Here is a 21,832-nt window from a genome sequence, read left to right as displayed (position 1 = left end):
CATAACAATTACATAGATAAATAAAAATTTATCAAAGTTTATATTTATATTAACTTATTATCGAATATTTAAGCAGTTTATTTTGATATAATCTAAGTATAAAAAAATTATTAATAACAAAATTATTAGATATTATGTACTTATAAAAAATATAGGGGTGATATGATGAGTAAAAATCCAGTGGTTACAAGCAGAGAGTATAACATTCATTATTATGAAGTAGACATACAAAAAAGAGTTCTGATTACAAGTATAATGAATTATCTAGGAGATATGGCGATGTATCAAAGCGAAACTTTAGGAGTTGGAATAGACTACCTTAAAGAGAATAAAATGGCCTGGGTCTTATATAAATGGGATATAGAAATTAAGTCTTACCCGCTTCTTAACGAGACCATAAAGGTTGAGACATTTGCACATTCTTTTAAAAAGTTTTATGCAGATAGGAAATATGATATCTTTGATGGTAAAGGAAATAAAATAGGACATGCTGATTCAATTTGGATTTTAATAAACACAGATACAAGAAGACCAATAAGAGTTACAAAAGAATTATATGAAGTTTATGGCATAGAGGATAGTCCAAATACATTGAAAAATATTGATAATATATTATCAATAAATGAAGTAGATAATGAGAAGAGTTTCCAGGTGAGATACAGCGATATTGATACAAATATGCATGTAAACAATGTGAAATATGCAGCATGGGCAATAGAGACAATACCTGAGGACATAATATTAAATAAAGAACTTAAAAATATTAAGGTGACTTACATAAAGGAAACAAAATACGGTGAAATCATAAAAGTAAGCACACAGGTTATAAAAGAAGTTGATAAAACAATATGTAGACATAGAATCATAAATGAAGAGGGTGTTGAGATTACATTTTTGGAAAGTATCTGGATATAGTAGATTAGAATTACTTTTTTTAGAATATGCTATAACGAAAAGTATATATTGCTTGATATGGTTTTAACGAATAAATGAGTACAGTTGAAGTTGTGATTTTTGTGAATTTTATATTAATCGTCACAACCATAAAACCGAATAATTACTGAGTATATTAATTGTGATTTTAGATACTAATATCAATTATATTTTTGTTGTTTATATTAGATGAAACAGCCATACGGGTGTTGTTTGGGTTTGGTAATGTTGAGTGATTGTTTAAAATTGTATTCTCTTATATTATGCTAACAAAAGTAAATAGTGCATAGGATGCATTTGAGCGAACCATAGTAATTCTTAATTTATATTATTTGCAGATGCGTAAAGGAAATCACATGTTTGAGCGATAGCGAGTTTGTGATTTTTAGCAGATGAAAATAATATAAATTTTAGAATTACTTGGTGAAGTGAAAGCAATCCGAGCACTATTTACTTTTTGTTATAGCATAATATAAGAAAACACTAAGAAAATCTATTTGGAAGCATTTCTTCCTGCAACAGCACCAGAACTCCATGCCCATTGAAGGTTAAAACCACCACAATCTCCATCAACATCTAATATTTCACCTGCAAAAAACAGGCCCTTTATAATATTAGATTCTAGAGTTTGAGGGTTAATTTCTTTTGTATTAATCCCCCCCGCAGTAACTTGGGCATTTGAAAAAGAATTAGTGCCTGATACTTCAAATTGCCAATGTTTAAGCAAATCATAAATGGCTTCTTTTTCTATTAACGCTAAATCGCAGCAAGCTTTATGCATATCTTCTATTTTGGCTTCTTTTAAAATTATTGGAATAAGTTTTTTGTGAATTATGCCAATAAATGAATCACAAAGGTCGCGACTTTCAAATAATGACCAATGTTTGTTCAAAAACTTTGGTAGATCTTCACGGCTAATATTTGGTAACATATCAATTTTTAAAGAAACTTTATTACTTTTAGATAAGCCATAAGCTGCAGTCCTGCTAAGTTGAAGTATTGGAGGGCCAGAAATGCCGTAGTCCGTAAAGAGTATTTCTCCAAATTCCTTTTGAACACGTAAGCCATTTATAAATATTTCTCCATAGCCATCAAATTTTACTCCAGATAAAGCTTTTAATCTACTATAGTTTAATTTAAGCTGTACAAGGGCGGGTACTTGAGGAAGCACATCGTGACCTAATTGCCTTGCCAATGTATATCCAGAGCCGTCAGAACCTGTTTTAGGGGCACATTTGCCACCAGCAGCAAGAATCAACCTGTCACATTCATATATACTATTATCTGAGCTATAAATTTTAAAGCCCTTCTTAGTTTTAGTTATTTCCTTAGCTTTGCTATTTGTATAGACAGGAATGTTTTTTTCGTCTAGAGAAAATCTTAATATATCAAGAACTGAGGAGGCCTGCATAGACATAGGGAACATTTTACCTCCATCTACGGTTACCAAAGGTATGCCCAAAGAAGCGAAAAAATCTATAGTATCTGCTGCAGAAAAAGAATTTAGAGTATCTGCAAAGAAACCAGGATTATCACTGTGGTATCTATCGCTATTTATATTATCATTACTAATATTACATCTACCGTTACCAGTAGTTAATATTTTTTTGCCAATTCTATCGCTTCCTTCGATTATCGCTACATCTATACCAAAATCCTTAGCTATAAGAGCAGCTGTTAGACCGGAAGCGCCTCCGCCAACTATTATAAGAGTATGTTTCAAGAAAATCTCTCCCTTCGAGAAAAAATTATGTTTGTAATATAAATTGTTTGATTATAATTTTACCCTAAAATGAGTAGGATGAACATGGATTTTATATAATTTCATATAAAATCATAAAGTCTGTCTAAAATTTAGCAGCGAATAGTAATATATCAAAAAAAACATAAAATTTATTTAAAGCTTAAACCGTTGAATTTACTAGGGTTATATACTATATTAAAAAAAAAGAATGAAAAAAACAAGAAAATATGTTGACACATTAAGAAAAATTAGGTATTATAGTTTATGTCGGGTTGCGAGACCCAACTACATAATCAATAAAGTGACAACGACTATGGCTCCTTGGTCAAGCGGTTAAGACACCACCCTTTCACGGTGGTAACAGGGGTTCAATTCCCCTAGGAGTCACCACCAAAACATATATGGGAGCATAGCTCAGCTGGGAGAGCATCTGCCTTACAAGCAGAGGGTCACAGGTTCGAACCCTGTTGTTCCCACCATATATGGCTCAGTAGCTCAGTTGGTTAGAGTGCTGCCCTGTCACGGCAGAGGTCGAGGGTCCGAGTCCCTTCTGAGTCGCCATTTTTATTAGCTAGCATGGCTCAACGGTAGAGCAGCTGACTTGTAATCAGCAGGTTGTAGGTTCAATTCCTATTGCTAGCTCCATTTAAAATTTAATAAGGCTCCTTGGTCAAGCGGTTAAGACACCACCCTTTCACGGTGGTAACAGGGGTTCAATTCCCCTAGGAGTCACCACCAAAACATATATGGGAGCATAGCTCAGCTGGGAGAGCATCTGCCTTACAAGCAGAGGGTCACAGGTTCGAACCCTGTTGTTCCCACCATATATGGCTCAGTAGCTCAGTTGGTTAGAGTGCTGCCCTGTCACGGCAGAGGTCGAGGGTCCGAGTCCCTTCTGAGTCGCCATATTTTTGCTAGCATGGCTCAACGGTAGAGCAGCTGACTTGTAATCAGCAGGTTGTAGGTTCAATTCCTATTGCTAGCTCCAAAAAAGTTCTAAACATTAGTTTAGAACTTTTTTTAATTCACTGAAAAATTATTAGATTTTATTGTCATTTTAGAAAAGTGTATAATAATAGAAAGTACATATTATTACAAATGTATTTGCAGTAATATGTACTTTCTATTATTAATTATATTTTAATACTATTTTAATTTACTCAAGTTTTCCTTTATTCTTATATCATCTCCAAAGAACTTGCACGCAGTAAAATTGCCAAATAATCTAGAAGTTATTCTTTCTGCATAAGTTTTAAGTAAACTTTCAAGAGATAAATTGGTAGATACTACCATCTTCTTTTGTTTTAATAACTTAGTATTAAGCAAGTTAAACAGTTCAGCTTTATTAAAATCTGAAAGCTGCTCGGTACCTAAATCATCTATAATAAGTAAGTCACAATCTATTAGTAATTCTTCTAAAGCACTATTGTTATTAAATCTAATATCTTTTAAAGCCCTTATTAATTCCTCAGCCGTCCTATATACTACAAAGGAACCTTTATCAATTAATTCTTTTGTAATACAATGAGACAGAAATGTTTTCCCTGTTCCAGAACTCCCGTAAAACAATAAATTTTCATCAGTAGTGTCGAAGTTTTTCAAAAAGCTCATAGATATAGATAAAATCTTTTCCATGTTCTTTTTTGGAGATATTGATTCAAGTTCACTTTTCCTAGAAGGATAATAATCCAATTTAAAATTATCAAAATTATGAGTTTTGAGCATGCTTTTTAATTCAGATCCAGTATAATAAACATCTACTACTTTTTGTTTAAAGCAAGAGCATTTAGTGTTCCCAATAAATCCGGTATCGCGGCATTTATTACATCTATAATGTAAATTAAGGTACTCCATGTCAAAGCCATTAGATACTAATAGCTCAGATTTTTTTACCCTTAGATCCATTATTTTTTCTTTTAAGTCATGTAAATGGCTTTCTCTATTATCAGTATTCTTCAAGGCACTAATAGATAATTCAATACACAATTTACCTATTTTTTTATCTAATCCAATAATTTCAGGATGAGTTTCTTCTATATGAATTTTCCTTTTCCTAAAGTCAGATTCTTCTTCTTGTCTTATTTGATCATATATACTTAATATCTTGGTTTGATAACCTTTAATCATTTTTATCCCATCCTAGTAATTTTTTTTCTAGTTCATCAAAGTCGTAGGCTCTTTGTTCATAATCATTAAAGCTGCCTTTAGTAGGTTTACCACCCGCAGTATTGCGTTTGGTAGTAAGTGCATGTTTTTTATCTTTCTTTTCTATGTCCTGAAGCGAGTTTATGCCGTCTTTAAACCAACTATTTAGAATCCCATCAATATATTTAAAATCAGCTCTGTTAAGTCTATCAAAACAAATATCGCAAGCTTTAAATATAATTTCGAGAGAAAATTTATAAACATTTATCCATTTATCCAGTATTTGTTCCTGAGGTTTCATTATTTCGGGAGCTTTAATCCCTAGATAATTTAATATTTTTCTAATGTTTATCCATTTATCCTCATGTTTCTTTATATAAGATTGCGCATCTTCAATATTTTTAATATCTGCATCATGCCATGCAATGGCAATGGTTTCAATGTACCTATAATCAACCTTACCTTTTGATACGCAGTATTGAATTAATAGAAGTATTAATTCTGGGGGAAAATTATAATCTTTTTGCCAGCTTAGGTACATTGTCATTTCTTTTGGTGATAATGGTTTGGCTAATAGTTTTTCAATATCCTGTAGCATGCCCTTTATTGAAGAGTTGGTTAATTCCTCGAGTAAATTTATATTTTGTATATTCTCATTTGGGACATCTAAAAGGTCTAAAAATTCAATGTTAAAATTACCCATATTATCAATTGGAGTCATTTTAATTATGGTTTCATCATTCCAGTAGTTCCAAGCATTAACGACATCCGTTTCTAAAAGTCCAAGAGTATTTGCTATTACCGAAGATGTAGCACCTATTTCTCCAGATGCACAATACTTTAGTCCGAGAAGATAAACTTTAACAAATTCCCCTCTAGCTCTAGGCATAAACTTATCTATAAAAATATTACTCACAGGAGTATATTTATAATTTTCATTTTTAAACATGAAAGTGCTCATAAAGTCACTACCTTCCTTTTTATATTTTAGAATTAGTATTTTAACATCTAAAATTAAGTTTATCTATATAATGTAGATAATAATTATATAGTATATTTTGATCTATAAAAATTTTATTATTGAACCTATAGTATACCATATACTTAAAAATATAAATAAAAGAATATTTGAATAATGTTTAAGTTATGGTACAAAAGGGCATATTAAGCAAGTGTCATAGGAGGTATAATATCGAATATTTTAAGACAAAAAATCGTTATATATGTGCTACTTATAACATGGTAACACCATAGAAAGTACATATGCACACTGTGGTGACATTCTCGTGAAAAAGGGTGATATATAAAGAAAGGCGTGAAAATAGGATAGCTAGGAAGTGTTGAAGACAGTATAGGACCACATTTGTGTTTTGAGGTAATAGTAAATGGAGGACTCAAAAATATATAAGGTGAAAAAATATATATGAATAAAATTTCATTAAAAGTAAAAAATACTTTATAAAGGAGTGATTTTATGCCATATAAAGAAATGAGTACACCGGCTAAAGAAAAGGATAATAAACCCCAAAAGCCAGAAACTATTGAGGCGTCTGATATGAAGAAGGCGAAACGTAAATCAGCAATAAGAGTCGATAAATAATTAAATTTCTTCCAGAATTCTAAAGGGTATTAAAGCGTAATAAATGATAATTAACAGCTTTTTAAAAAATGAGTGGTAGGAGAGCATTAAATGCTCTCTTTATTTTTTTTAGATTTAAGCATCTCCTAGGTCTCTGCAACAGATAACAATTAAATTAAGTATTATCTAAAATGGTAACGTAGGTTACAGTAAGTTTAGCTTATATACAGTATTATTGAGCTATAGATTTGTAGATTAAAAAAATTAGCATTGGAGGAATAATAATGAGCGCTTTTTTAGCACCTATTCACACATGGGTATTTAGTAAAATTTTATTAGCAGAGGACTTAGAGTTAAAATTAAAAAAAGTATATATAGATAAATATGGTGATAATGCAAAGGATGTTATTGAAAGGTCACTAGCTTACGGTAGTCCAATAGACACAAGTAAAAGTATAGAGGATATAATTGATGTATCTAATATACATGGGTGGCTTTCAGATAAAATTGAAAAGGTTGAAACGAGAATAGCATTTATAGTAACAGAAATGATTAAGGGGAATGAAAAAGAAGCAGAAGTTATTGCACATGAATGTTTTATAAAGCAAGGTAAAACAGTCGGTGAGATGTCAAGAGCAAAAGAAATGCCGGGAAGCCCAGAAGAAGTATTTAATGCACTTAATAATTATCTATTAGAAGGCATGCCTTGTGATAGAGTAACAAGGCCTATAAAATCGGAAGAGAATATATTTGAATGGGAAACTACAAGTTGTATTCATAAAATTTATTGGGAAACGGTAAATGGAGACGTAAATATATTTTATAACCTTAGACATGAATGGACTAAAGCGTTTGTTGAAAATTCAAATGATGAATATACTTATAATTTCATTAAAGCGATAGAGCATAATGGTATAATTGGAGTAAATAAAATTACAAGAAAGTAAATGTGGAGAGGGATATAATAATTGTTAAGCTCTCCATGGAATAGGAGGCAATTTAATGGAACCTAAACATGCTGTACTTCAAAAGGTAAGAGATGGGAAAAGAACTTATGGTGTAACACCTCATATTCCAGGAGGGTTTATAACCCCAAAGCAGCTTTCGAAGATAGCTAGTGTTGCGCAAAAATACAAAGGTGTATTAAAGATGACCTCGGGTCAGAGAATTGCAATACTAGGGCTTGATTGCGAAGATGTTTCGAAGGTATGGGAAGAACTAGGTATGAGTCCAGCTGTTAAATCTCTAAACTCTGTAAAAAATGTTCATATGTGTCCAGCGGCTTTTTGTAAAAGAGCAAAACAGAATTCCCTTAAAATTGGAATGCTTTTAGATAAGCGGTACCATGGTATGGAGATGCCTTGTAGAACAAAAATTGGAGTAGCTGGTTGCAAAAATGCTTGCACTAGTGTTTATTCTAGGGATTTAGGTGTAATTGGTGATAAAGAGGGATATATAATAGTAGCCGGTGGTAGCGGGGGATTTACGCCTAGAATTGCGGATATCATTGCAGAAAAATTAACTGAGGAACAAGTGTTAATTTTGGTTGATACTTTGATAACGTATTATAAGGATAAAGGAAACATGGGAGAAAAATTAGGCGATTTCATAACAAGAATAGGACTAGAAAAATTTAAAGAGGATACACTAGCTGTTCTGTAATAATCGACTTGAGTAATCATAGCTTTAAAAATCATATTAAAAACGCTTAATAGGCGTTTTTGTTTTTTTTGAGAATAAATATTATATTTTTTATAAATACTATACTATCATCTCATCTAAAAATTGTTTTTAAAAATTACAAAGTATATGTGAACCATAAGTGGAGGGTCTAATATTCGAGAGGAGTGATGAATTTTGAGAGGCATGAAGGGACGGGAATTAGGCGAGGAAAAATGCGAAAAACTTAAAGCTGGGTTAGATAGATATGTAAGAATCGAAGGCATAGAAAGTAAGTTAGTAAACATTCCAACAATAGTTACGGGAATTAATGATGATGGAACAATAAGGGAAGAAGAAATTCAGTCCTACGCATATGAGGTAGTTGATAAAAATAATAAGGTTATAGATTAATATTTAATTAGGGCACAGAGAATATAACTAAAAATATGATTTATATATATTTAGTTATGTGCCTTAGTTTATAATTTAAATTTATTAGAGGTTACCATAAACAATTACTTTCTTTCTTTTGGTGTAAATTTACCACAAGCTATTCCAGATGATTGTTTTACTAGTATGGAAGGCAAATTTGGAGATTTGAAACCATAAAGTTTACAGCCTTTTGGGAAAGCTGGATCCCAAGTAATATAGTAATATATGCATTTACAACAATTTGTTTTTTCGATAACCATAAGAGCTCCTTTGAGGAAATAAAATTAATTAATATTATGTAAATATAATTTCATTAATAATAGCATATTTTGGTGCATAAAAAAATAGATACAGTTTGTTTTAAACTTATATCTATATCTATATCTATATATAAAATAAAATTAACCACCAAGGGTTACATCTTGCTGATCATACCAATTTAAGGCATTAGTTAAATGTTCAGGTTTAAAATCAGGCCAAAAGTCATCTATAGCATAAAAGTCAGAATATATGGACTGTATTGGTAAGAAACCGCTAAGACGCATTCTACCACCCCAACGAATGATTAAATCTACTCTAGAAATATCTTTGGTTTTGATACAATTCAATATATTGCTTCTTTTACTACTTTTGTTTTGATCAAGATTACTCAGATCCCATTCCCAGCCATAGTTTACTAGAAAATTTATCCTTATACCACCCTTGCCAAAGGTTTTACGTGAGGTGAAAGGAAGTAGTTCTTTTGGGAACATAGGAGAGTCGCTATTTCCTACTACTAATAAATCGGCATCTTGTGTACTTAAAAGCTTTACAGCATCGACACAAGCTTTAGCAAAGGCCTCTCTTTGTATTGCTGGCCTTTTTGTATTATCGGTAGTAAAACCGAAATAAGTTATTTCTTTTACACCAGCATTTTTGCAAAGTTTATACAAAGATAGACCAGGATCTAATCCATAAGTATATCCTTTGTCCTTAGCTAAACCATTATCTACGGACCATCTTCTATTTCCATCGGGAATTATTCCGATATGATTCGGTATTCTCATATTACCACCCTTTAATTACGAATTTTTATAACCTATGAATCATATTATATCCAACATTGCTACATTAATCCATAATATTTATAGAACAACTAATAATTTGAGATCATAAAGTTTGGAGGATAACATGATTTTGCACTACAAAAGATACAAGAATATGCATTTTCATATTAAATAGGACCAAACTTATAAATGAATAAAATATCACCATGATGCTAAAAATATATTTAGATTAAAAAGGAGGAATAAACTATGGCTTTACTAGGAGATCCATTCATTGCAAATGTACCAAGACAAATGTCAAATGATGAGCTTGCGCAAGCAATTCGTGTTGATATTTCAGGTGAACTTGAGGCTATTATAGGTTATGAAGCTCATTCTATGTCTACAGCTGATGAAAGAGTTAAAAAAATTTTGAATCACATTGCAGATGAAGAAAGAAGGCACGTTGGTGAGCTTCAAGAAATTCTGTATATGTTATCTCCAAAGGATGCACAATTCATGGAGGAAGGTAAACAGAAAATTAAAGACCAGCAATCTCAAAATTTTCAGCAACCGATTCAGTAATTCTGATTGTTAGATTATTCGTTTTTAATATGGTTATTTTAGATATTAAGAAAAATTGAAAATGTCATCCTTTTGGATGGCATCTTCAATTTTTCTTAGAAGTTATAAGTTTGTGACCACTTAAGCCTGCCTTATAGCTTTTTAAAAATAAATTATAAAAATCACTTATTACCTGTGAATACTTATCGTCACAACTTATAGCTAGTACCTCTATTGCGGTTTCTATTGTACATAAATTGCCATCCTTTGCACCTCTTCTTAAATCATATATAGACTTAAAGTTTGGTTCTAATGAAATAATTGGCAGATTTTCTAAATAGAAACTTTTCCTAAGTATTTTTCGTGCTTCCTTCCATGTACCGTCTATGATAATAAAGGCAGGAATTTTACCTGCCTTTTTGTGTTCAAGTTTCGGGCACTTGGTTTGATTATTTTCTATGGGAAAAAGTAAAAATGGCTCATATATATCATTATTTAAGTTTGTTATTAATTTCTCTGGAATTTTCGTTCTTTCCCAAAGAAAAAGCTCTGTCGAATGTGGATTTATGAGTTTCAATAGTCTCGCAGTATTAGAAGGTCTATAAAATTCTTTTTCCGTAGATAAAATCCAAAATTTTGAGGACGTTTTTATCTTAGGTGCTGTAGGACAGAGGCAATTTATAATAGGCAACCCACATTGATTACAACTGTCATACAAACTGGTTATTTGTTTTATTTTATAATCTGAGTTCATATTTCCTCCTAAGTATTTAATTAAGCATCCATATAGTATAATTTAAAACTCCAGCAAATGATACCCAAGCAATATATGGAATCATAAGATAAGCTGCGGTTTTATCAATCTTATAAAATTCAAAAGTAGTTAAAAGAATAAATACTAATAATAGAAGTAATTCTAAAAAAGCAATAGCATATAGTCTAAATCTGAAAAATATAATGGACCAAAAAAAATTTAAAAATAATTGAAAACTATATAAAATCAATGCTTTTTTTACATCAACCCCGGATTTACTGGTCATCCAAATTCTATAAGCAGCTACAGCCATTAAAAAGAATAATATTGTCCATACAATAGGGAAAATCCATCCGGGAGGCGAAAAAAAAGGTTTATTAAAATTTTCATAAGCGCTTGGCCCGCTCATACTTAAAAAACCACTTAACAAACCTACCCCTTCTGCAATCAAAATGCTTATCATAAGAGCAATAATATTTTTTTCACCATTTACCTTAAAGATATTAAACATATTTTATCTTCCTTTCTATAATTATTGTTGACAGAGGTTTGGGCAAATAGATAATCATATATTTTATAATATACTTGTTTAAGAGTTATTTTATACCTATAAGAGTTTTGTATAATTGCTGGTGATATTAGGCAAAGTAAATTCATATCAAGAACTACTATAAAAACTGAAAAGAATGGAAATGAAAAACTTTGTTATTAAAAAACATTTGAATTAGTTGTAAGATACTTTTATCTTGACATGGAATATAAAAATATATATACTTTGACTATCAAACTAGTTGAAAATCTAAGCAAAGGGAGAGGATAATTATGAAGTTACCTCCTTTAAAAATTGGAGAATTAATAGCACGTATTCCTATAATTCAAGGTGGTATGGGAGTGGGAGTATCTTTATCAAAGCTCGCATCAGCTGTCGCAAATGAGGGTGGAATTGGGATAATATCTACTGCCCAAATTGGATTTAATGAAGAAGACTTTGCAACTAATGCAAAGGAAGCAAACAAAAGAGCATTAAGAAGTGAAATTAGGAGAGCTAGAGAATTAAGTCCTAAGGGTATAATTGGGATAAACATTATGGTAGCTATGAATAATTATGAAGAACTAACAACGGTAGCTTTAGAAGAAGGTATAGATTTGATAATATCTGGTGCAGGACTTGCACTTGATTTACCAAAAATAGCCAAAGGATTTAAAACAAAACTTGCACCTATAGTATCATCAGCAAAGGCAGCTATAGTTATATCAAAAATGTGGGATAGAAAAAATAAGTGTGCCGCAGATTTAATTGTTGTTGAAGGCCCAGAGGCTGGTGGTCATCTTGGTTTCTCTTTGGAATCGCTACTTGAGAAGAAAGCCCAAGATTTAAAGCAAATAGTTAAAGAAGTTATAGAGGCAATTAAACCCTTCGAAGAGAAATATAATAAAAAAATTCCTGTAGTAGCTGCTGGTGGAGTCTATACTGGTACCGATATTTCAGAATTAATGAAAATAGGTGCAGCTGGAGTACAAATGGCTACTAGATTTGTGGCGACGAATGAATGTGATGCTAGTTTAGCTTTTAAAATGGCATATATTAATTCAAAAGAAGAAGACATAAAGATAGTAAAAAGTCCGGTAGGTATGCCTGGACGTGCCATTAACAATAATTTCATGAAAGTTGTAGAGGAAAAGGGTTGCAAAGTAAGTAAATGTTATTTGTGTATTAAGAAATGTGATCCTAAAACTACACCTTATTGTATTACAGAAGCGCTTATACAAGCAGTAAGAGGAAATTTAGATAACGGACTTATTTTTGTTGGAAGTAATGCTTATAAAGTAAATAAAATTGTGACCGTTAAGGAACTTATGACTGAACTTGTGGAAGAAGCAGAACTTAATTTTTAGTTTCTTATAGAAAAAATAGAATGTAAAAATTTTCATATTAATGGTAAAAATATTGACAAATTACAACTCCATAGATATACTTTGAGTATCAAAGTACATGAAAATATAAGTATAGGGAAATCAACGTATGGGAAATGGTGATAAATATGAGCAGATCTGTTGGAGTTGTAAATGAACTTTTAGTAGAGACTTTTAGTGACATATCTCAGATAGAACAGAAGGCACTTAAAGAAGGGGTTCTTAAGGACATATCTGTAACAGAAGTACATACTATTGATGCAATTGGAATGTATGAACACAGAACCATGTCCGAGGTCGCTCAGGATCTTAGAATAACAGTAGGGACACTTACAACCGCTATTAACAAACTTCTCAAAAAAGGGTATGTTGATAGAAAAAGGGGAGAAGAAGATAGAAGATCAGTAATGATCACACTTACCAGAAAAGGAAAACTTGCCTACAGAATACATGACAGGTTTCATTCTAATATGGTACATGCAACTATCGATGGTCTAAACGAAGAAGAGGAAGAGGTATTAATAAAATCTCTTGAAAAACTAAATAATTTCTTCAAAAATAAATATAGATTAAAATATTAAGGAAGTGGGAGTTAAGCAATGAATGAAGTACAAATAATTGGTACGGGAAGTTATGCGCCTCTAAACATAATGACTAATCATGAGTTATCAAAAATTGTAGATACTTCTGATGAATGGATAGTTTCTATGACAGGTATTAAGCAGAGGCATATATCTACAGGAGAAAACACTTCGGATTTAGCTACAAAAGCAGCCACTGAAGCATTAGTGGATGCAAATATTAAAGCTGAAGATATAGATTTGATTATTGTTGCAAGTACTTCTCCAGATCAATTTGTACCAGCAACTGCATGTATAGTTCAAGGAAATATTGGAGCAGTTAATGCTATGGCTTTTGATATATCAGCAGCGTGTACAGGGTTTATATTTGCCCTTAATATAGCAATGCAATTTCTTAAAACGGGTCAGCGAAAAAGAGCACTAATAATAGGGGCTGATGTATTATCAAAAATAGTTGATTGGACAGACAGAAACACTTGTATTTTATTTGGAGATGGAGCAGGGGCAGCAGTGCTTGAAGCAGGAAGCGTTAGAGGAATAATTTCTGTAAATTCAGCTTCAGAAGGTCAAAAGGGAAAATTTTTGACATGTCCAACTGTAGATGTGAAAAATACATATACAAAAGGAAATGAAAATTTTAAAGCAACAATAAGTATGGATGGCAAAGAAATTTTTAAATTTGCAGTAAAAACTATTGCAAGTAGCATAAGTAGAATCTTAAATGAAAATAATTACACACTTGATGATATTAAGTATGTAGTTTGTCATCAAGCAAATTTTAGAATAATAGAATTTGTTGTTAGAAAATTGAAGGCTGATAAAGATAAATTTTTCGTCAATTTAGATAAGTACGGAAATACTTCAGCAGCAAGTATAGCCATAGCAATGGACGAAATGAATAAGGAAAATTTACTTACAGCTGGAGATAAAATTATACTTGTAGGCTTTGGTGGTGGATTAACCTACGGAGCTTCATTAATAGAATGGACAATGAACAAATAAAATCTTAGGAGGAATTAATAATGGTATTTGAAAAAGTTAAAAGTGTAATAGTTGAACAATTAGGAATAGACGAAGCAGAGGTTAAAATGGAGGCCAAATTTGCAGATGATTTAGGTGTAGATTCTCTTGAAATTTTTGAAATTGTTATGTCGCTCGAAGAAGCATTTGAAATCGAAATACCAAACGAGGATATAGAAAATATTAAAGATGTACAGGGAATTGTTAAATATATAGAAGAAAAACTTAAATAATATAAATTAAGAGTTAGATGATTGGAGAGCTGAACTACTAAGTATAAAAATTTAGTTTTATTCAGTATATTAAAAAGTATATATTACGTGAAATGTAGTTGTAGTAATATATACTTTTTTTCTATAATTATCTGACTTTAACTATATGGTTTAAGGAATCAAGGAGGGGTAAAATGTTTAATTCCGTATTTTTTAAAGAGTTAGGTGTAGAGTATCCAATAATACAAGGTGGTATGGCTTGGGTTGCGGATAGTAGTTTAGCATCTGCAGTTTCTAACGCAGGAGGTCTCGGTATTATAGCGGCAGCCAATGCACCAACCGATTATGTAAGAAATGAAATTAGAAAAGCAAAGGAATTAACAGATAAGCCTTTTGGCGTTAACGTAATGCTTTTAAGTGATAATGCAGAAGACATTGCACATCTTGTATGTGAAGAAGGTGTTAAAGTAGTTACTACAGGGGCAGGAAACCCAGGCAAATATATGGAACTTTGGAAGTCACATGGGATTAAAGTAATACCAGTAGTGGCTTCTGTTGCATTAGCGAAGCGTATGGAGAGAGCGGGAGCAGATGCTGTTATTGCAGAAGGGTGTGAATCTGGAGGACATATTGGTGAACTTACAACCATGTCGCTCGTTCCTCAAGTTGTTGATGCTGTTAGTATTCCTGTAATTGCAGCAGGTGGAGTAGGTGATGGACGAGGAGTTGCAGCAGCATTTATGCTCGGTGTACAAGGAGTTCAAGTAGGAACAAGGTTCCTAGTGGCAAATGAATGTACAATACATGAAAATTATAAAAAGAAGATACTAGGCGCGAAGGATATAGATTCAGTGGTTACAGGAAGACCTACAGGACACCCTGTTAGGGTTTTAAAAAACAAATTATCGAGAAAATTCCAGAAACTTGAGAAAGAAAATGCTTCAATAGAGGATTTAGAGGAACTTGGAAGAGGCTGTTTACAAAGGGCAGTACAAGAAGGCGACATAGAGATGGGATCTATTCTTGCGGGACAAATTGCGGGTCTTGTAAAAAAAGAACAAAGTTGCAAGGAAATTATCGAAGAAATGTTTACACAAGCAGAAGAAGCTATTATAAAATTTAGATAAAATATTATTATTTCATATAGATTAAAGCCATAATATTCGGAGACGTAGCAATGACTAACTCTGAAAGTGATGATTAAGGAGATAAATTATGAGCAAAATTGCTTTTATTTTTCCGGGACAGGGAGCCCAATATATTGGTATGGGCAAGGAATTATTTGAAAATATAGAGGAATGCAAAAATATATTTAATATAGCGGATAAAGAACTTAATTTTGAATTAAGTAAACTTTGTTTTGAAGGTGAAATTGAGGAGTTAAATATTACAGAAAATACTCAGCCCGCTATTTTAACTGTTAGCATAGCGGCACTTATGGCATTACAAAAACATGGTATAAAGTGCGATGTGACTGCAGGACTTAGTCTTGGAGAGTACTCAGCACTTGTTTGCAGTGGAGCTATGGATTTTAAAGATGCTGTAAAGCTTGTTAAAAAGCGAGGTAGATTTATGCAAGAGGCGGTACCTGTAGGAATAGGTACTATGGCTGCTATTATTGGACTTGAGGCTTCTTTAGTTGAAGAAGCATGTAACGAGTCAAAAGCTTCTGGAATAGTTGAAATTGCAAATTTGAATTGCCCGGGACAAATAGTAATTGCCGGGGAAATAGCGGCGGTAGAACTTGCATGTGAAAAAGCTAAGGAAAAAGGTGCTAAACGAGCTATAGTTTTATCTTTAAGTGCACCATTCCACTCGTCTATGCTAAAGCCGGCAGCGGAGAAGTTAGAAATTGAACTTAAAAATATAAGTTTTGATGATATGACTATTCCATTAATGACGAACGTAAATGGTGATTATGTAAAAAATAAAGATGATATCAAAGATAATTTAAAACTTCAGGTTATGAGTTCTGTTTTATGGGAGACAATTATAAAAAGAATGATAAAAGATGGTGTTGATACTTTCGTAGAGATAGGACCTGGCAAAGTGTTAAGTGGTTTTGTTAAGAAAATAGATAGAAAACTTACAATTGTTAATATTGAAGATATGGATTCATTAAATAAAGCAGTAGAATTGCTTAAAAGATAAGATAAATTAAAATCTAGGGTCATTATGAAAGATGTAAAGGAGCACGAATTGATGTTAAAAGGGAAAACAGCAGTGGTTACTGGAGCTAGTCGTGGTATTGGAAGAGCTATAGCATTAAAGCTTGCAAAACATGGAGCAAATGTAGTTGTTAATTATAGAAATAGCGTTGACGCAGTGCAAGAAGTAGTTAAAGAAATAGAAGCTTTAGGAGTCAAGGTGCTCGCAATCCAAGCTGATATAAGTAGTTATACTGATGTAGAAAACATGATAAAAAAATCTGTTGAAGAGTTTGGAAGCATAGATGTTCTGGTTAATAATGCGGGCATAACAAAAGATGGTCTTTTAATGAGAATGAAAGAAGCGGATTTTGATAGCGTTATAGATATTAATCTAAAAGGTGCTTTTAATTGCACAAGGCATGTAGCGGCTATAATGCTTAAGCAAAGAAGTGGAAGAATAATAAATATATCTTCAGTTTCTGGGCTTACAGGAAATGCAGGACAGGTAAATTATTCAGCTGCAAAGGCAGGCATAATAGGAATGACAAAGTCTGTAGCTAAAGAATTTGGAAGCAGGGGGGTTACTTGCAATGCAGTAGCGCCAGGATATATTCAAACTGACATGACTGAAGATTTGCCAGCTAAAGTAAAAGATACCATAATGGGCACTATTCCATTAAAGAGACTTGGAAGACCAGAAGATGTTGCAAATGTAGTAGCATTTTTAGCAACAGACGAAGCGGCGTATATAACAGGTCAAGTTATAAATGTAGATGGCGGAATGGTAATGTAGCGTCTAAAGATGATTCATCACCTTAAGGTGATGATAAAGGAGGATTTACTTTATGAAAAATAGAGTCGTTATAACAGGTATGGGAGCAGTTACTCCTATAGGAAATGATGTAAATAGTTTTTGGGATAATATAAAAAAAGGAACTTGCGGCATAGATGTAATTAAAGCTTTTGATGTTACGGATTTTAAATGCAAACTGGCTGCAGAGGTTAAAGATTTTGATGTAACGGTAGCGCTTGGCATTAGAGAAGCTAGAAAAATGGATATGTATTGTCAGTATGCAATGGTTGCAGCGAAAGAAGCGGTTGAAAACTCTGGACTAGTTTTAGAAGTTGAAGATAGCGAAAGAATAGGAGTAATAGTTGGTTCAGGTATTGGTGGAATAGGTACTATTGAGAGAGAGCATGCAAAGCTTTTAGAAAAAGGACCAGGTAGAGTGACACCTTACTTAATACCTATGATCATAGGTAATATGGCAGCTGGCAACATTGCAATAAAATATGGTGCTAAAGGTATGTGTTATAGTGTAGTTACTGCTTGTGCTACGGGAACAAATGCAATCGGAGATGCTTTTCATTTAATTCAAGATGGTAGAGCGGATATAATAATAGCTGGAGGTTCAGAAGCATCTATAAGTCCACTTGCTTTAGCGGGTTTTACATCATTAACAGCCTTAAGCAAAAGCGAAGATCCTTTAAGAGCATCGATTCCTTTTGATAAAGAGAGAAATGGTTTTATTATGGGAGATGGTGCAGGTATAGTTATACTTGAATCTTTAGAGCATGCTACGATGAGAAACGCTAAAATATACGCAGAGGTTAGTGGTTATGGATCGACTTGTGATGCATATCACATAACTTCACCAGCACCAGATGGAGAAGGGGCTGCAAGATCAATGGTAATGGCGCTTAAAGATGGTAACATTAAGCCAGAAGAAGTGTCTTACATTAATGCGCATGGAACAAGCACTCCATATAATGACAAATTTGAAACAACAGCTGTAAAATCTGCTTTTGGAGAATATGCTTATAAAATACCTATGAGTTCAACAAAGTCTATGACAGGACACCTTCTTGGAGCATCAGGAGCAATAGAGGCTATAGTATGTGTAAAAGCTTTAGAAGAAGGTTTTGTGCCAGCAACTATAGGGTATAAAGTACCGGATGAAGATTGTGATTTGGATATTGTTCCAAATGTAGGCCGAAAACAGCAGCTTAAATATGCAATGTCTAATTCTTTTGGATTTGGTGGTCATGATGCTACTATATTATTAAAAAGATGGGATGGTAGATAACTATGGATTATAAAAATATTCAAGATTTAATAAAAACTGTTAGTGATTCACAAATTACTTGTTTTGAAATTGAGACGGAGGGTATTAGGATAAAGATGGAGAAAAAAGAAGCGCAGGTGGTAGTAGAAGGAATTCCTGCAAATGTTACACATATAGATGCAGCTACTCATGAACCATTGACTGGGAAAAATATAAAAATGCAGGAAGTGCATGCAGAAAAAACAGAAGAGGATATTTCTAAAAATACAGTGAATACAATACCCGATGAAAACATATTTATAGTTAAATCACCTATTGTTGGAACTATGTATACTTCTCCAAGCGCTGAATCAAAGAACTTTGTGAAAGTTGGATCTAGTGTTAAAGTGGGAGATACGCTTTGTATATTAGAAGCTATGAAGCTTATGAATGAAATTGAAAGCGAAGTAGACGGAGAAGTTTTAGAAGTATTAGTTTCTAATGAAGATATGGTAGAGTACGGTCAACCATTATTTAAAATAATAAAGAAATAGTGTATAAAAGGTAACTTAAAATCGACATTGATTTATTGACTTAATAATGCAGGATGTGGAGGATTAACATGGAAAATATAGAACCTATAAAAGGTATTACTTTAGATGTAAAACAAATTCAAAAAATTATTCCTCATAGATACCCATTTTTATTTGTGGATAAAGTAGAGGAATTAGAACCAGGGAAAAGAGCAGTTGGGTATAAGAATATTACTATGAATGAGTACTTTTTTCAAGGCCATTTCCCGGAGGAGCCTATACTTCCCGGAGTAATTATTATTGAGGCTCTTGCACAAGTTGGTGCGGTTGCTCTTTTAAGTATGGAAGAGTATAAAGGTAAAATCGCTTATTTTGGTGGTATTAACAAAGCAAAATTCAAGAGAAAAGTTGTTCCAGGAGATGTACTTAAGCTTGAGGTAGAGATAATTAAGATGAAGGGACCTGTTGGAATAGGTCTTGGAATAGCGACAGTAAATGGAGTAAAGGCAGCACAAGCTGAAATTACATTTGCAGTAGGCATTTAAAAAATTTAAACACTTTAGTAAATAAATTTAAGTATGGGGAAGGTAAACAATATGTTTAAGAAGATATTAATTGCTAATAGAGGCGAGATAGCGGTAAGAATAATTCGGGCATGTAATGAAATGGGTATCCAAACTGTGGCAGTATATTCCGAGGTTGATAAGGAAGCTCTTCATACCCAAATGGCAGATGAGGCTATATGTATTGGACCTGCTAAATCTAAGGATAGTTATCTAAATATGCAAAATATACTAAGTGCTACAGTTCTTACAGGTGCAGAGGCGATCCATCCCGGTTATGGATTTTTATCTGAAAATAGTAAGTTTGCACAAATGTGTGAGGAATGCAATATAAAATATATAGGCCCTAATTCACAAAATATTGATAACATGGGCAACAAATTAAAGGCAAGGGAAATTATGATAAAAGCCGGAGTACCTGTTGTTCCTGGATCAGATGGGGAAATTGTCTCTGAAATAGATGCTTTAGAATCAGCTGAGAAAATAGGATACCCTGTAATGATAAAGGCTTCAGCAGGAGGCGGGGGAAGAGGTATAAGAGTTGTTAGCAAAGTAGAAGATCTCGCATCCGCATTTAATACTGCGAAAACCGAGGCGGAAACTAATTTTGGCGATGGAACAATGTATATGGAAAAATTTATAGAAGAACCAAGGCATATAGAGTTTCAAATACTCGCAGATGAGCATGGAAATGTGGTTCATCTTAATGAGAGAGATTGTTCTATTCAAAGACGTAATCAAAAAGTAATAGAAGAGGCCCCCGGAGTCGGAATGACGCAGGAACTTAGGAAACAGATGGGTGAGGTTGCAATTAAAGCAGCTAAATCTATTAATTATAAAAATGCGGGAACTATAGAATTCTTGCTTGATAAATATGGTAAATACTATTTCATGGAGATGAATACGCGTATACAAGTGGAGCACCCAATAACAGAAATGATTACTGGGATAGATTTGGTTAAAGCACAAATAAGAATTGCAGCAGGTCAAGTGCTTCCATACAAACAAGATGATATAAAAATCATTGGTCATGCTATTGAATGTAGAATAAATGCAGAAAATCCTAATAAAAACTTTATGCCTTGTCCAGGGGTCATTAAATCACTTCATATTCCTGGTGGAAATGGAATAAGGGTCGATAGCGCAGCGTACCAGGGATATAAAATTCCACCTACTTATGACTCTATGATAGGAAAGCTCATTGTTCATGGAAAAGATAGAGATGAAGCAATCTGTAAAATGAGAAGAGCACTTGGTGAATTTATAATAGAAGGAGTCGATACTAATATAGACTTCCAATTTAAGATAGTAAATAATAAAGATTTTATAAAAGGTAAATTTGATACTGGTTTTATTGGTAAAGAATTTAAAAATATTTAAAGTAGCTGAATGTATACTGGAATTTATTACTTAAAAGTTTTATACTATGAGAGTAGTATTTATTATATATGCTATAAATTGAAGTGGGTATATTTTTAGAAAGGGGTAGTTATATGTTTGAGTTTAAACGTATATTTAAAAAGAGTAAATATATTGAGGTCAAAAATTTAGAAAATGAAGATGGCGATAAAAAACCTAATATCCCTTCAGGAATGTGGGTTAAATGCGAAACCTGTGGTAAAATTCTTTATAAAAAGGATTTGGAGAGTAGCATAATGACCTGTGATAATTGTAAAACCCATTTCAGAATCGGGTGTCGCGAAAGAATAGATTATACTATAGATAAAGGTACGTTTAAAGAACACGATGAATTTATGATATCAGATAACCCTATAGATTTTAAGGGGTATACGGAGAAACTTCAAACTATACGTGACAAAACTTTATTAAACGAAGCAGTAATAACCGGAGAAGGAAAGATAAATGGGCAAGATACGCTAATTGCAGTGATGGATAGTAATTTTATGATGGGAAGTATGGGATCTGTAGTTGGAGAGAAAATTACGAGGGTCATTGAAAAAGCAACAGAGAGTAAA

General features: G+C 32.7%; 25 protein-coding genes and 8 tRNA genes. 26 read left to right on the top strand and 7 right to left on the bottom strand.

The window, feature by feature from the left end:
• Positions 1-165 precede the first annotated feature (165 nt).
• On the top strand, positions 166-915 hold the full coding sequence (locus KPL44_RS19375; RefSeq protein WP_216253407.1) for an acyl-[acyl-carrier-protein] thioesterase: 750 nt from the start codon (positions 166-168) through the stop codon (positions 913-915).
• 511 nt (positions 916-1,426) lie between these two features.
• On the opposite strand, the gene KPL44_RS19370 is transcribed toward KPL44_RS19375, so the two are convergent.
• Positions 1,427-2,656 carry an NAD(P)/FAD-dependent oxidoreductase gene (locus tag KPL44_RS19370; RefSeq protein ID WP_216253405.1) on the bottom strand — a complete coding sequence of 410 codons (1,230 nt, stop codon included), beginning with the start codon at positions 2,654-2,656 and terminating at the stop codon, positions 1,427-1,429.
• A 336-nt stretch (positions 2,657-2,992) separates the two neighbouring features.
• Between KPL44_RS19370 and KPL44_RS19365 the strand changes: the two genes are divergently transcribed.
• The 8 genes from KPL44_RS19365 (at position 2,993) to KPL44_RS19330 (ending at position 3,665) form a co-directional block, all read left to right on the top strand.
• Positions 2,993-3,067, top strand: a tRNA-Glu gene (locus tag KPL44_RS19365).
• Between the two features lie 13 nt (positions 3,068-3,080).
• Positions 3,081-3,156: transfer RNA gene (locus tag KPL44_RS19360), tRNA-Val, on the top strand.
• A gap of 5 nt (positions 3,157-3,161) precedes the next feature.
• Positions 3,162-3,238, top strand: a tRNA-Asp gene (locus KPL44_RS19355).
• Between the two features lie 9 nt (positions 3,239-3,247).
• A tRNA-Thr gene (locus KPL44_RS19350) sits at positions 3,248-3,322 on the top strand.
• A 15-nt stretch (positions 3,323-3,337) separates the two neighbouring features.
• A tRNA-Glu gene (locus tag KPL44_RS19345) sits at positions 3,338-3,412 on the top strand.
• A gap of 13 nt (positions 3,413-3,425) precedes the next feature.
• A tRNA-Val gene (locus KPL44_RS19340) sits at positions 3,426-3,501 on the top strand.
• Between the two features lie 5 nt (positions 3,502-3,506).
• Positions 3,507-3,583: transfer RNA gene (locus KPL44_RS19335), tRNA-Asp, on the top strand.
• A gap of 7 nt (positions 3,584-3,590) precedes the next feature.
• Positions 3,591-3,665 (top strand) — tRNA-Thr (locus tag KPL44_RS19330).
• Positions 3,666-3,823: 158 nt separating this feature from the next.
• Here KPL44_RS19330 and KPL44_RS19325 read toward each other — a convergent pair.
• Both KPL44_RS19325 and KPL44_RS19320 read right to left on the bottom strand, forming a co-directional pair.
• Entirely contained in the window at positions 3,824-4,804 is a 981-nt protein-coding gene (locus tag KPL44_RS19325; RefSeq protein WP_216253403.1) for an ATP-binding protein, read from the bottom strand.
• A complete protein-coding gene (locus KPL44_RS19320; protein WP_216253401.1) occupies positions 4,797-5,783 on the bottom strand; it encodes a DnaD domain protein in 987 nt (328 codons plus the stop codon). Before KPL44_RS19320 ends, KPL44_RS19325 begins: the two co-directional genes overlap by 8 nt.
• 513 nt (positions 5,784-6,296) lie before the next feature.
• On the opposite strand from KPL44_RS19320, the gene KPL44_RS25885 reads away from it, so the two are divergent.
• From KPL44_RS25885 to KPL44_RS19305, 4 genes are all read left to right on the top strand, one after another.
• Positions 6,297-6,422, top strand: coding sequence for a hypothetical protein (locus KPL44_RS25885; RefSeq protein ID WP_301182983.1), 126 nt, complete (start codon positions 6,297-6,299; stop codon positions 6,420-6,422).
• Between the two features lie 263 nt (positions 6,423-6,685).
• The gene (locus tag KPL44_RS19315; RefSeq protein WP_216253399.1) at positions 6,686-7,348 is read left to right on the top strand and encodes a hypothetical protein; all 663 of its coding nucleotides are present in this window, start codon (positions 6,686-6,688) and stop codon (positions 7,346-7,348) included.
• A gap of 55 nt (positions 7,349-7,403) precedes the next feature.
• The gene (locus tag KPL44_RS19310) at positions 7,404-8,063 is read left to right on the top strand and encodes an NAD(P)/FAD-dependent oxidoreductase (RefSeq protein WP_216253396.1); all 660 of its coding nucleotides are present in this window, start codon (positions 7,404-7,406) and stop codon (positions 8,061-8,063) included.
• Between the two features lie 195 nt (positions 8,064-8,258).
• A complete protein-coding gene (locus KPL44_RS19305; RefSeq protein ID WP_216253394.1) occupies positions 8,259-8,474 on the top strand; it encodes a hypothetical protein in 216 nt (71 codons plus the stop codon).
• Positions 8,475-8,578: 104 nt separating this feature from the next.
• Here KPL44_RS19305 and KPL44_RS19300 read toward each other — a convergent pair whose 3' ends face one another.
• Together KPL44_RS19300 and KPL44_RS19295 are read right to left on the bottom strand one after the other, a co-directional pair.
• The gene (locus KPL44_RS19300; protein WP_216207704.1) at positions 8,579-8,755 is read right to left on the bottom strand and encodes a uracil-DNA glycosylase; all 177 of its coding nucleotides are present in this window, start codon (positions 8,753-8,755) and stop codon (positions 8,579-8,581) included.
• A gap of 141 nt (positions 8,756-8,896) precedes the next feature.
• Positions 8,897-9,541, bottom strand: coding sequence for an undecaprenyl diphosphate synthase family protein (locus KPL44_RS19295; protein WP_216253392.1), 645 nt, complete (start codon positions 9,539-9,541; stop codon positions 8,897-8,899).
• Between the two features lie 249 nt (positions 9,542-9,790).
• Between KPL44_RS19295 and KPL44_RS19290 the strand changes: the two genes are divergently transcribed.
• Entirely contained in the window at positions 9,791-10,105 is a 315-nt protein-coding gene (locus KPL44_RS19290) for a demethoxyubiquinone hydroxylase family protein (RefSeq protein WP_216253391.1), read from the top strand.
• Between the two features lie 85 nt (positions 10,106-10,190).
• Here KPL44_RS19290 and KPL44_RS19285 read toward each other — a convergent pair whose 3' ends face one another.
• Complete coding sequence (locus KPL44_RS19285) at positions 10,191-10,838, bottom strand: tRNA-uridine aminocarboxypropyltransferase (protein ID WP_216253389.1); 648 nt, start codon at positions 10,836-10,838, stop codon at positions 10,191-10,193.
• A 16-nt stretch (positions 10,839-10,854) separates the two neighbouring features.
• Complete coding sequence (locus KPL44_RS19280) at positions 10,855-11,349, bottom strand: TspO/MBR family protein (protein WP_216253387.1); 495 nt, start codon at positions 11,347-11,349, stop codon at positions 10,855-10,857.
• Positions 11,350-11,660: 311 nt separating this feature from the next.
• Here KPL44_RS19280 and KPL44_RS19275 point away from each other — a divergent pair, with 311 nt between their 5' ends.
• The 12 genes from KPL44_RS19275 to KPL44_RS19220 form a co-directional block, all read left to right on the top strand.
• A complete protein-coding gene (locus tag KPL44_RS19275) occupies positions 11,661-12,734 on the top strand; it encodes an NAD(P)H-dependent flavin oxidoreductase (protein ID WP_216253385.1) in 1,074 nt (357 codons plus the stop codon).
• Between the two features lie 146 nt (positions 12,735-12,880).
• Positions 12,881-13,333, top strand: coding sequence for a MarR family winged helix-turn-helix transcriptional regulator (locus KPL44_RS19270; RefSeq protein WP_216253383.1), 453 nt, complete (start codon positions 12,881-12,883; stop codon positions 13,331-13,333).
• Positions 13,334-13,351: 18 nt separating this feature from the next.
• Positions 13,352-14,335 carry a beta-ketoacyl-ACP synthase III gene (locus KPL44_RS19265; RefSeq protein ID WP_216253380.1) on the top strand — a complete coding sequence of 328 codons (984 nt, stop codon included), beginning with the start codon at positions 13,352-13,354 and terminating at the stop codon, positions 14,333-14,335.
• A gap of 20 nt (positions 14,336-14,355) precedes the next feature.
• Positions 14,356-14,586 carry an acyl carrier protein gene (gene acpP, locus KPL44_RS19260; RefSeq protein WP_216124444.1) on the top strand — a complete coding sequence of 77 codons (231 nt, stop codon included), beginning with the start codon at positions 14,356-14,358 and terminating at the stop codon, positions 14,584-14,586.
• A 173-nt stretch (positions 14,587-14,759) separates the two neighbouring features.
• The gene (fabK, locus tag KPL44_RS19255) at positions 14,760-15,692 is read left to right on the top strand and encodes an enoyl-[acyl-carrier-protein] reductase FabK (protein WP_216253378.1); all 933 of its coding nucleotides are present in this window, start codon (positions 14,760-14,762) and stop codon (positions 15,690-15,692) included.
• An 88-nt stretch (positions 15,693-15,780) separates the two neighbouring features.
• Positions 15,781-16,716, top strand: a complete 936-nt coding sequence (fabD, locus tag KPL44_RS19250; RefSeq protein WP_216253375.1) for an ACP S-malonyltransferase — start codon at positions 15,781-15,783, stop codon at positions 16,714-16,716.
• A gap of 51 nt (positions 16,717-16,767) precedes the next feature.
• Positions 16,768-17,508, top strand: coding sequence for a 3-oxoacyl-[acyl-carrier-protein] reductase (gene fabG, locus KPL44_RS19245; protein ID WP_253201854.1), 741 nt, complete (start codon positions 16,768-16,770; stop codon positions 17,506-17,508).
• 52 nt (positions 17,509-17,560) lie between these two features.
• Positions 17,561-18,802, top strand: coding sequence for a beta-ketoacyl-ACP synthase II (gene fabF / locus KPL44_RS19240; protein WP_216253372.1), 1,242 nt, complete (start codon positions 17,561-17,563; stop codon positions 18,800-18,802).
• Positions 18,803-18,804: 2 nt separating this feature from the next.
• A complete protein-coding gene (gene accB, locus KPL44_RS19235; RefSeq protein ID WP_216253369.1) occupies positions 18,805-19,314 on the top strand; it encodes an acetyl-CoA carboxylase biotin carboxyl carrier protein in 510 nt (169 codons plus the stop codon).
• 68 nt (positions 19,315-19,382) lie between these two features.
• Complete coding sequence (gene fabZ, locus KPL44_RS19230; protein WP_216108475.1) at positions 19,383-19,838, top strand: 3-hydroxyacyl-ACP dehydratase FabZ; 456 nt, start codon at positions 19,383-19,385, stop codon at positions 19,836-19,838.
• Positions 19,839-19,889: 51 nt separating this feature from the next.
• Positions 19,890-21,236, top strand: coding sequence for an acetyl-CoA carboxylase biotin carboxylase subunit (locus KPL44_RS19225; protein ID WP_216253367.1), 1,347 nt, complete (start codon positions 19,890-19,892; stop codon positions 21,234-21,236).
• A gap of 113 nt (positions 21,237-21,349) precedes the next feature.
• Positions 21,350-21,832: carboxyl transferase domain-containing protein (locus tag KPL44_RS19220; protein ID WP_301182982.1), on the top strand; the 483-nt coding region annotated here is incomplete at its 3' end.

This window comes from Clostridium sp. DSM 17811 (assembly GCF_018861905.1).
GTDB lineage: Bacteria > Bacillota > Clostridia > Clostridiales > Clostridiaceae > Clostridium_AD > Clostridium_AD frigoriphilum.
This window is presented reverse-complemented; position numbering and strand designations above follow the sequence as displayed.

Excerpts from the sequence above, each read along its gene's own strand:
- KPL44_RS19295 (WP_216253392.1), bottom strand. The coding sequence starts at position 9,541 with ATGAGAATACCGAATCATATCGGAATAATTCCCGATGGAAATAGAAGA.
- KPL44_RS19270 (WP_216253383.1), top strand. The coding sequence starts at position 12,881 with ATGAGCAGATCTGTTGGAGTTGTAAATGAACTTTTAGTAGAGACTTTT.
- KPL44_RS19265 (WP_216253380.1), top strand. The coding sequence starts at position 13,352 with ATGAATGAAGTACAAATAATTGGTACGGGAAGTTATGCGCCTCTAAAC.
- accB (WP_216253369.1), top strand. The coding sequence starts at position 18,805 with ATGGATTATAAAAATATTCAAGATTTAATAAAAACTGTTAGTGATTCA.
- fabZ (WP_216108475.1), top strand. The coding sequence starts at position 19,383 with ATGGAAAATATAGAACCTATAAAAGGTATTACTTTAGATGTAAAACAA.
- KPL44_RS19225 (WP_216253367.1), top strand. The coding sequence starts at position 19,890 with ATGTTTAAGAAGATATTAATTGCTAATAGAGGCGAGATAGCGGTAAGA.
- KPL44_RS19310 (WP_216253396.1), top strand. The coding sequence starts at position 7,404 with ATGGAACCTAAACATGCTGTACTTCAAAAGGTAAGAGATGGGAAAAGA.
- KPL44_RS19285 (WP_216253389.1), bottom strand. The coding sequence starts at position 10,838 with ATGAACTCAGATTATAAAATAAAACAAATAACCAGTTTGTATGACAGT.
- fabG (WP_253201854.1), top strand. The coding sequence starts at position 16,768 with ATGTTAAAAGGGAAAACAGCAGTGGTTACTGGAGCTAGTCGTGGTATT.
- KPL44_RS19325 (WP_216253403.1), bottom strand. The coding sequence starts at position 4,804 with ATGATTAAAGGTTATCAAACCAAGATATTAAGTATATATGATCAAATA.
- KPL44_RS19320 (WP_216253401.1), bottom strand. The coding sequence starts at position 5,783 with ATGAGCACTTTCATGTTTAAAAATGAAAATTATAAATATACTCCTGTG.
- fabF (WP_216253372.1), top strand. The coding sequence starts at position 17,561 with ATGAAAAATAGAGTCGTTATAACAGGTATGGGAGCAGTTACTCCTATA.
- fabK (WP_216253378.1), top strand. The coding sequence starts at position 14,760 with ATGTTTAATTCCGTATTTTTTAAAGAGTTAGGTGTAGAGTATCCAATA.
- KPL44_RS19315 (WP_216253399.1), top strand. The coding sequence starts at position 6,686 with ATGAGCGCTTTTTTAGCACCTATTCACACATGGGTATTTAGTAAAATT.
- KPL44_RS25885 (WP_301182983.1), top strand. The coding sequence starts at position 6,297 with ATGCCATATAAAGAAATGAGTACACCGGCTAAAGAAAAGGATAATAAA.
- KPL44_RS19275 (WP_216253385.1), top strand. The coding sequence starts at position 11,661 with ATGAAGTTACCTCCTTTAAAAATTGGAGAATTAATAGCACGTATTCCT.
- acpP (WP_216124444.1), top strand. The coding sequence starts at position 14,356 with ATGGTATTTGAAAAAGTTAAAAGTGTAATAGTTGAACAATTAGGAATA.
- KPL44_RS19290 (WP_216253391.1), top strand. The coding sequence starts at position 9,791 with ATGGCTTTACTAGGAGATCCATTCATTGCAAATGTACCAAGACAAATG.
- KPL44_RS19375 (WP_216253407.1), top strand. The coding sequence starts at position 166 with ATGAGTAAAAATCCAGTGGTTACAAGCAGAGAGTATAACATTCATTAT.
- fabD (WP_216253375.1), top strand. The coding sequence starts at position 15,781 with ATGAGCAAAATTGCTTTTATTTTTCCGGGACAGGGAGCCCAATATATT.
- KPL44_RS19300 (WP_216207704.1), bottom strand. The coding sequence starts at position 8,755 with ATGGTTATCGAAAAAACAAATTGTTGTAAATGCATATATTACTATATT.
- KPL44_RS19280 (WP_216253387.1), bottom strand. The coding sequence starts at position 11,349 with ATGTTTAATATCTTTAAGGTAAATGGTGAAAAAAATATTATTGCTCTT.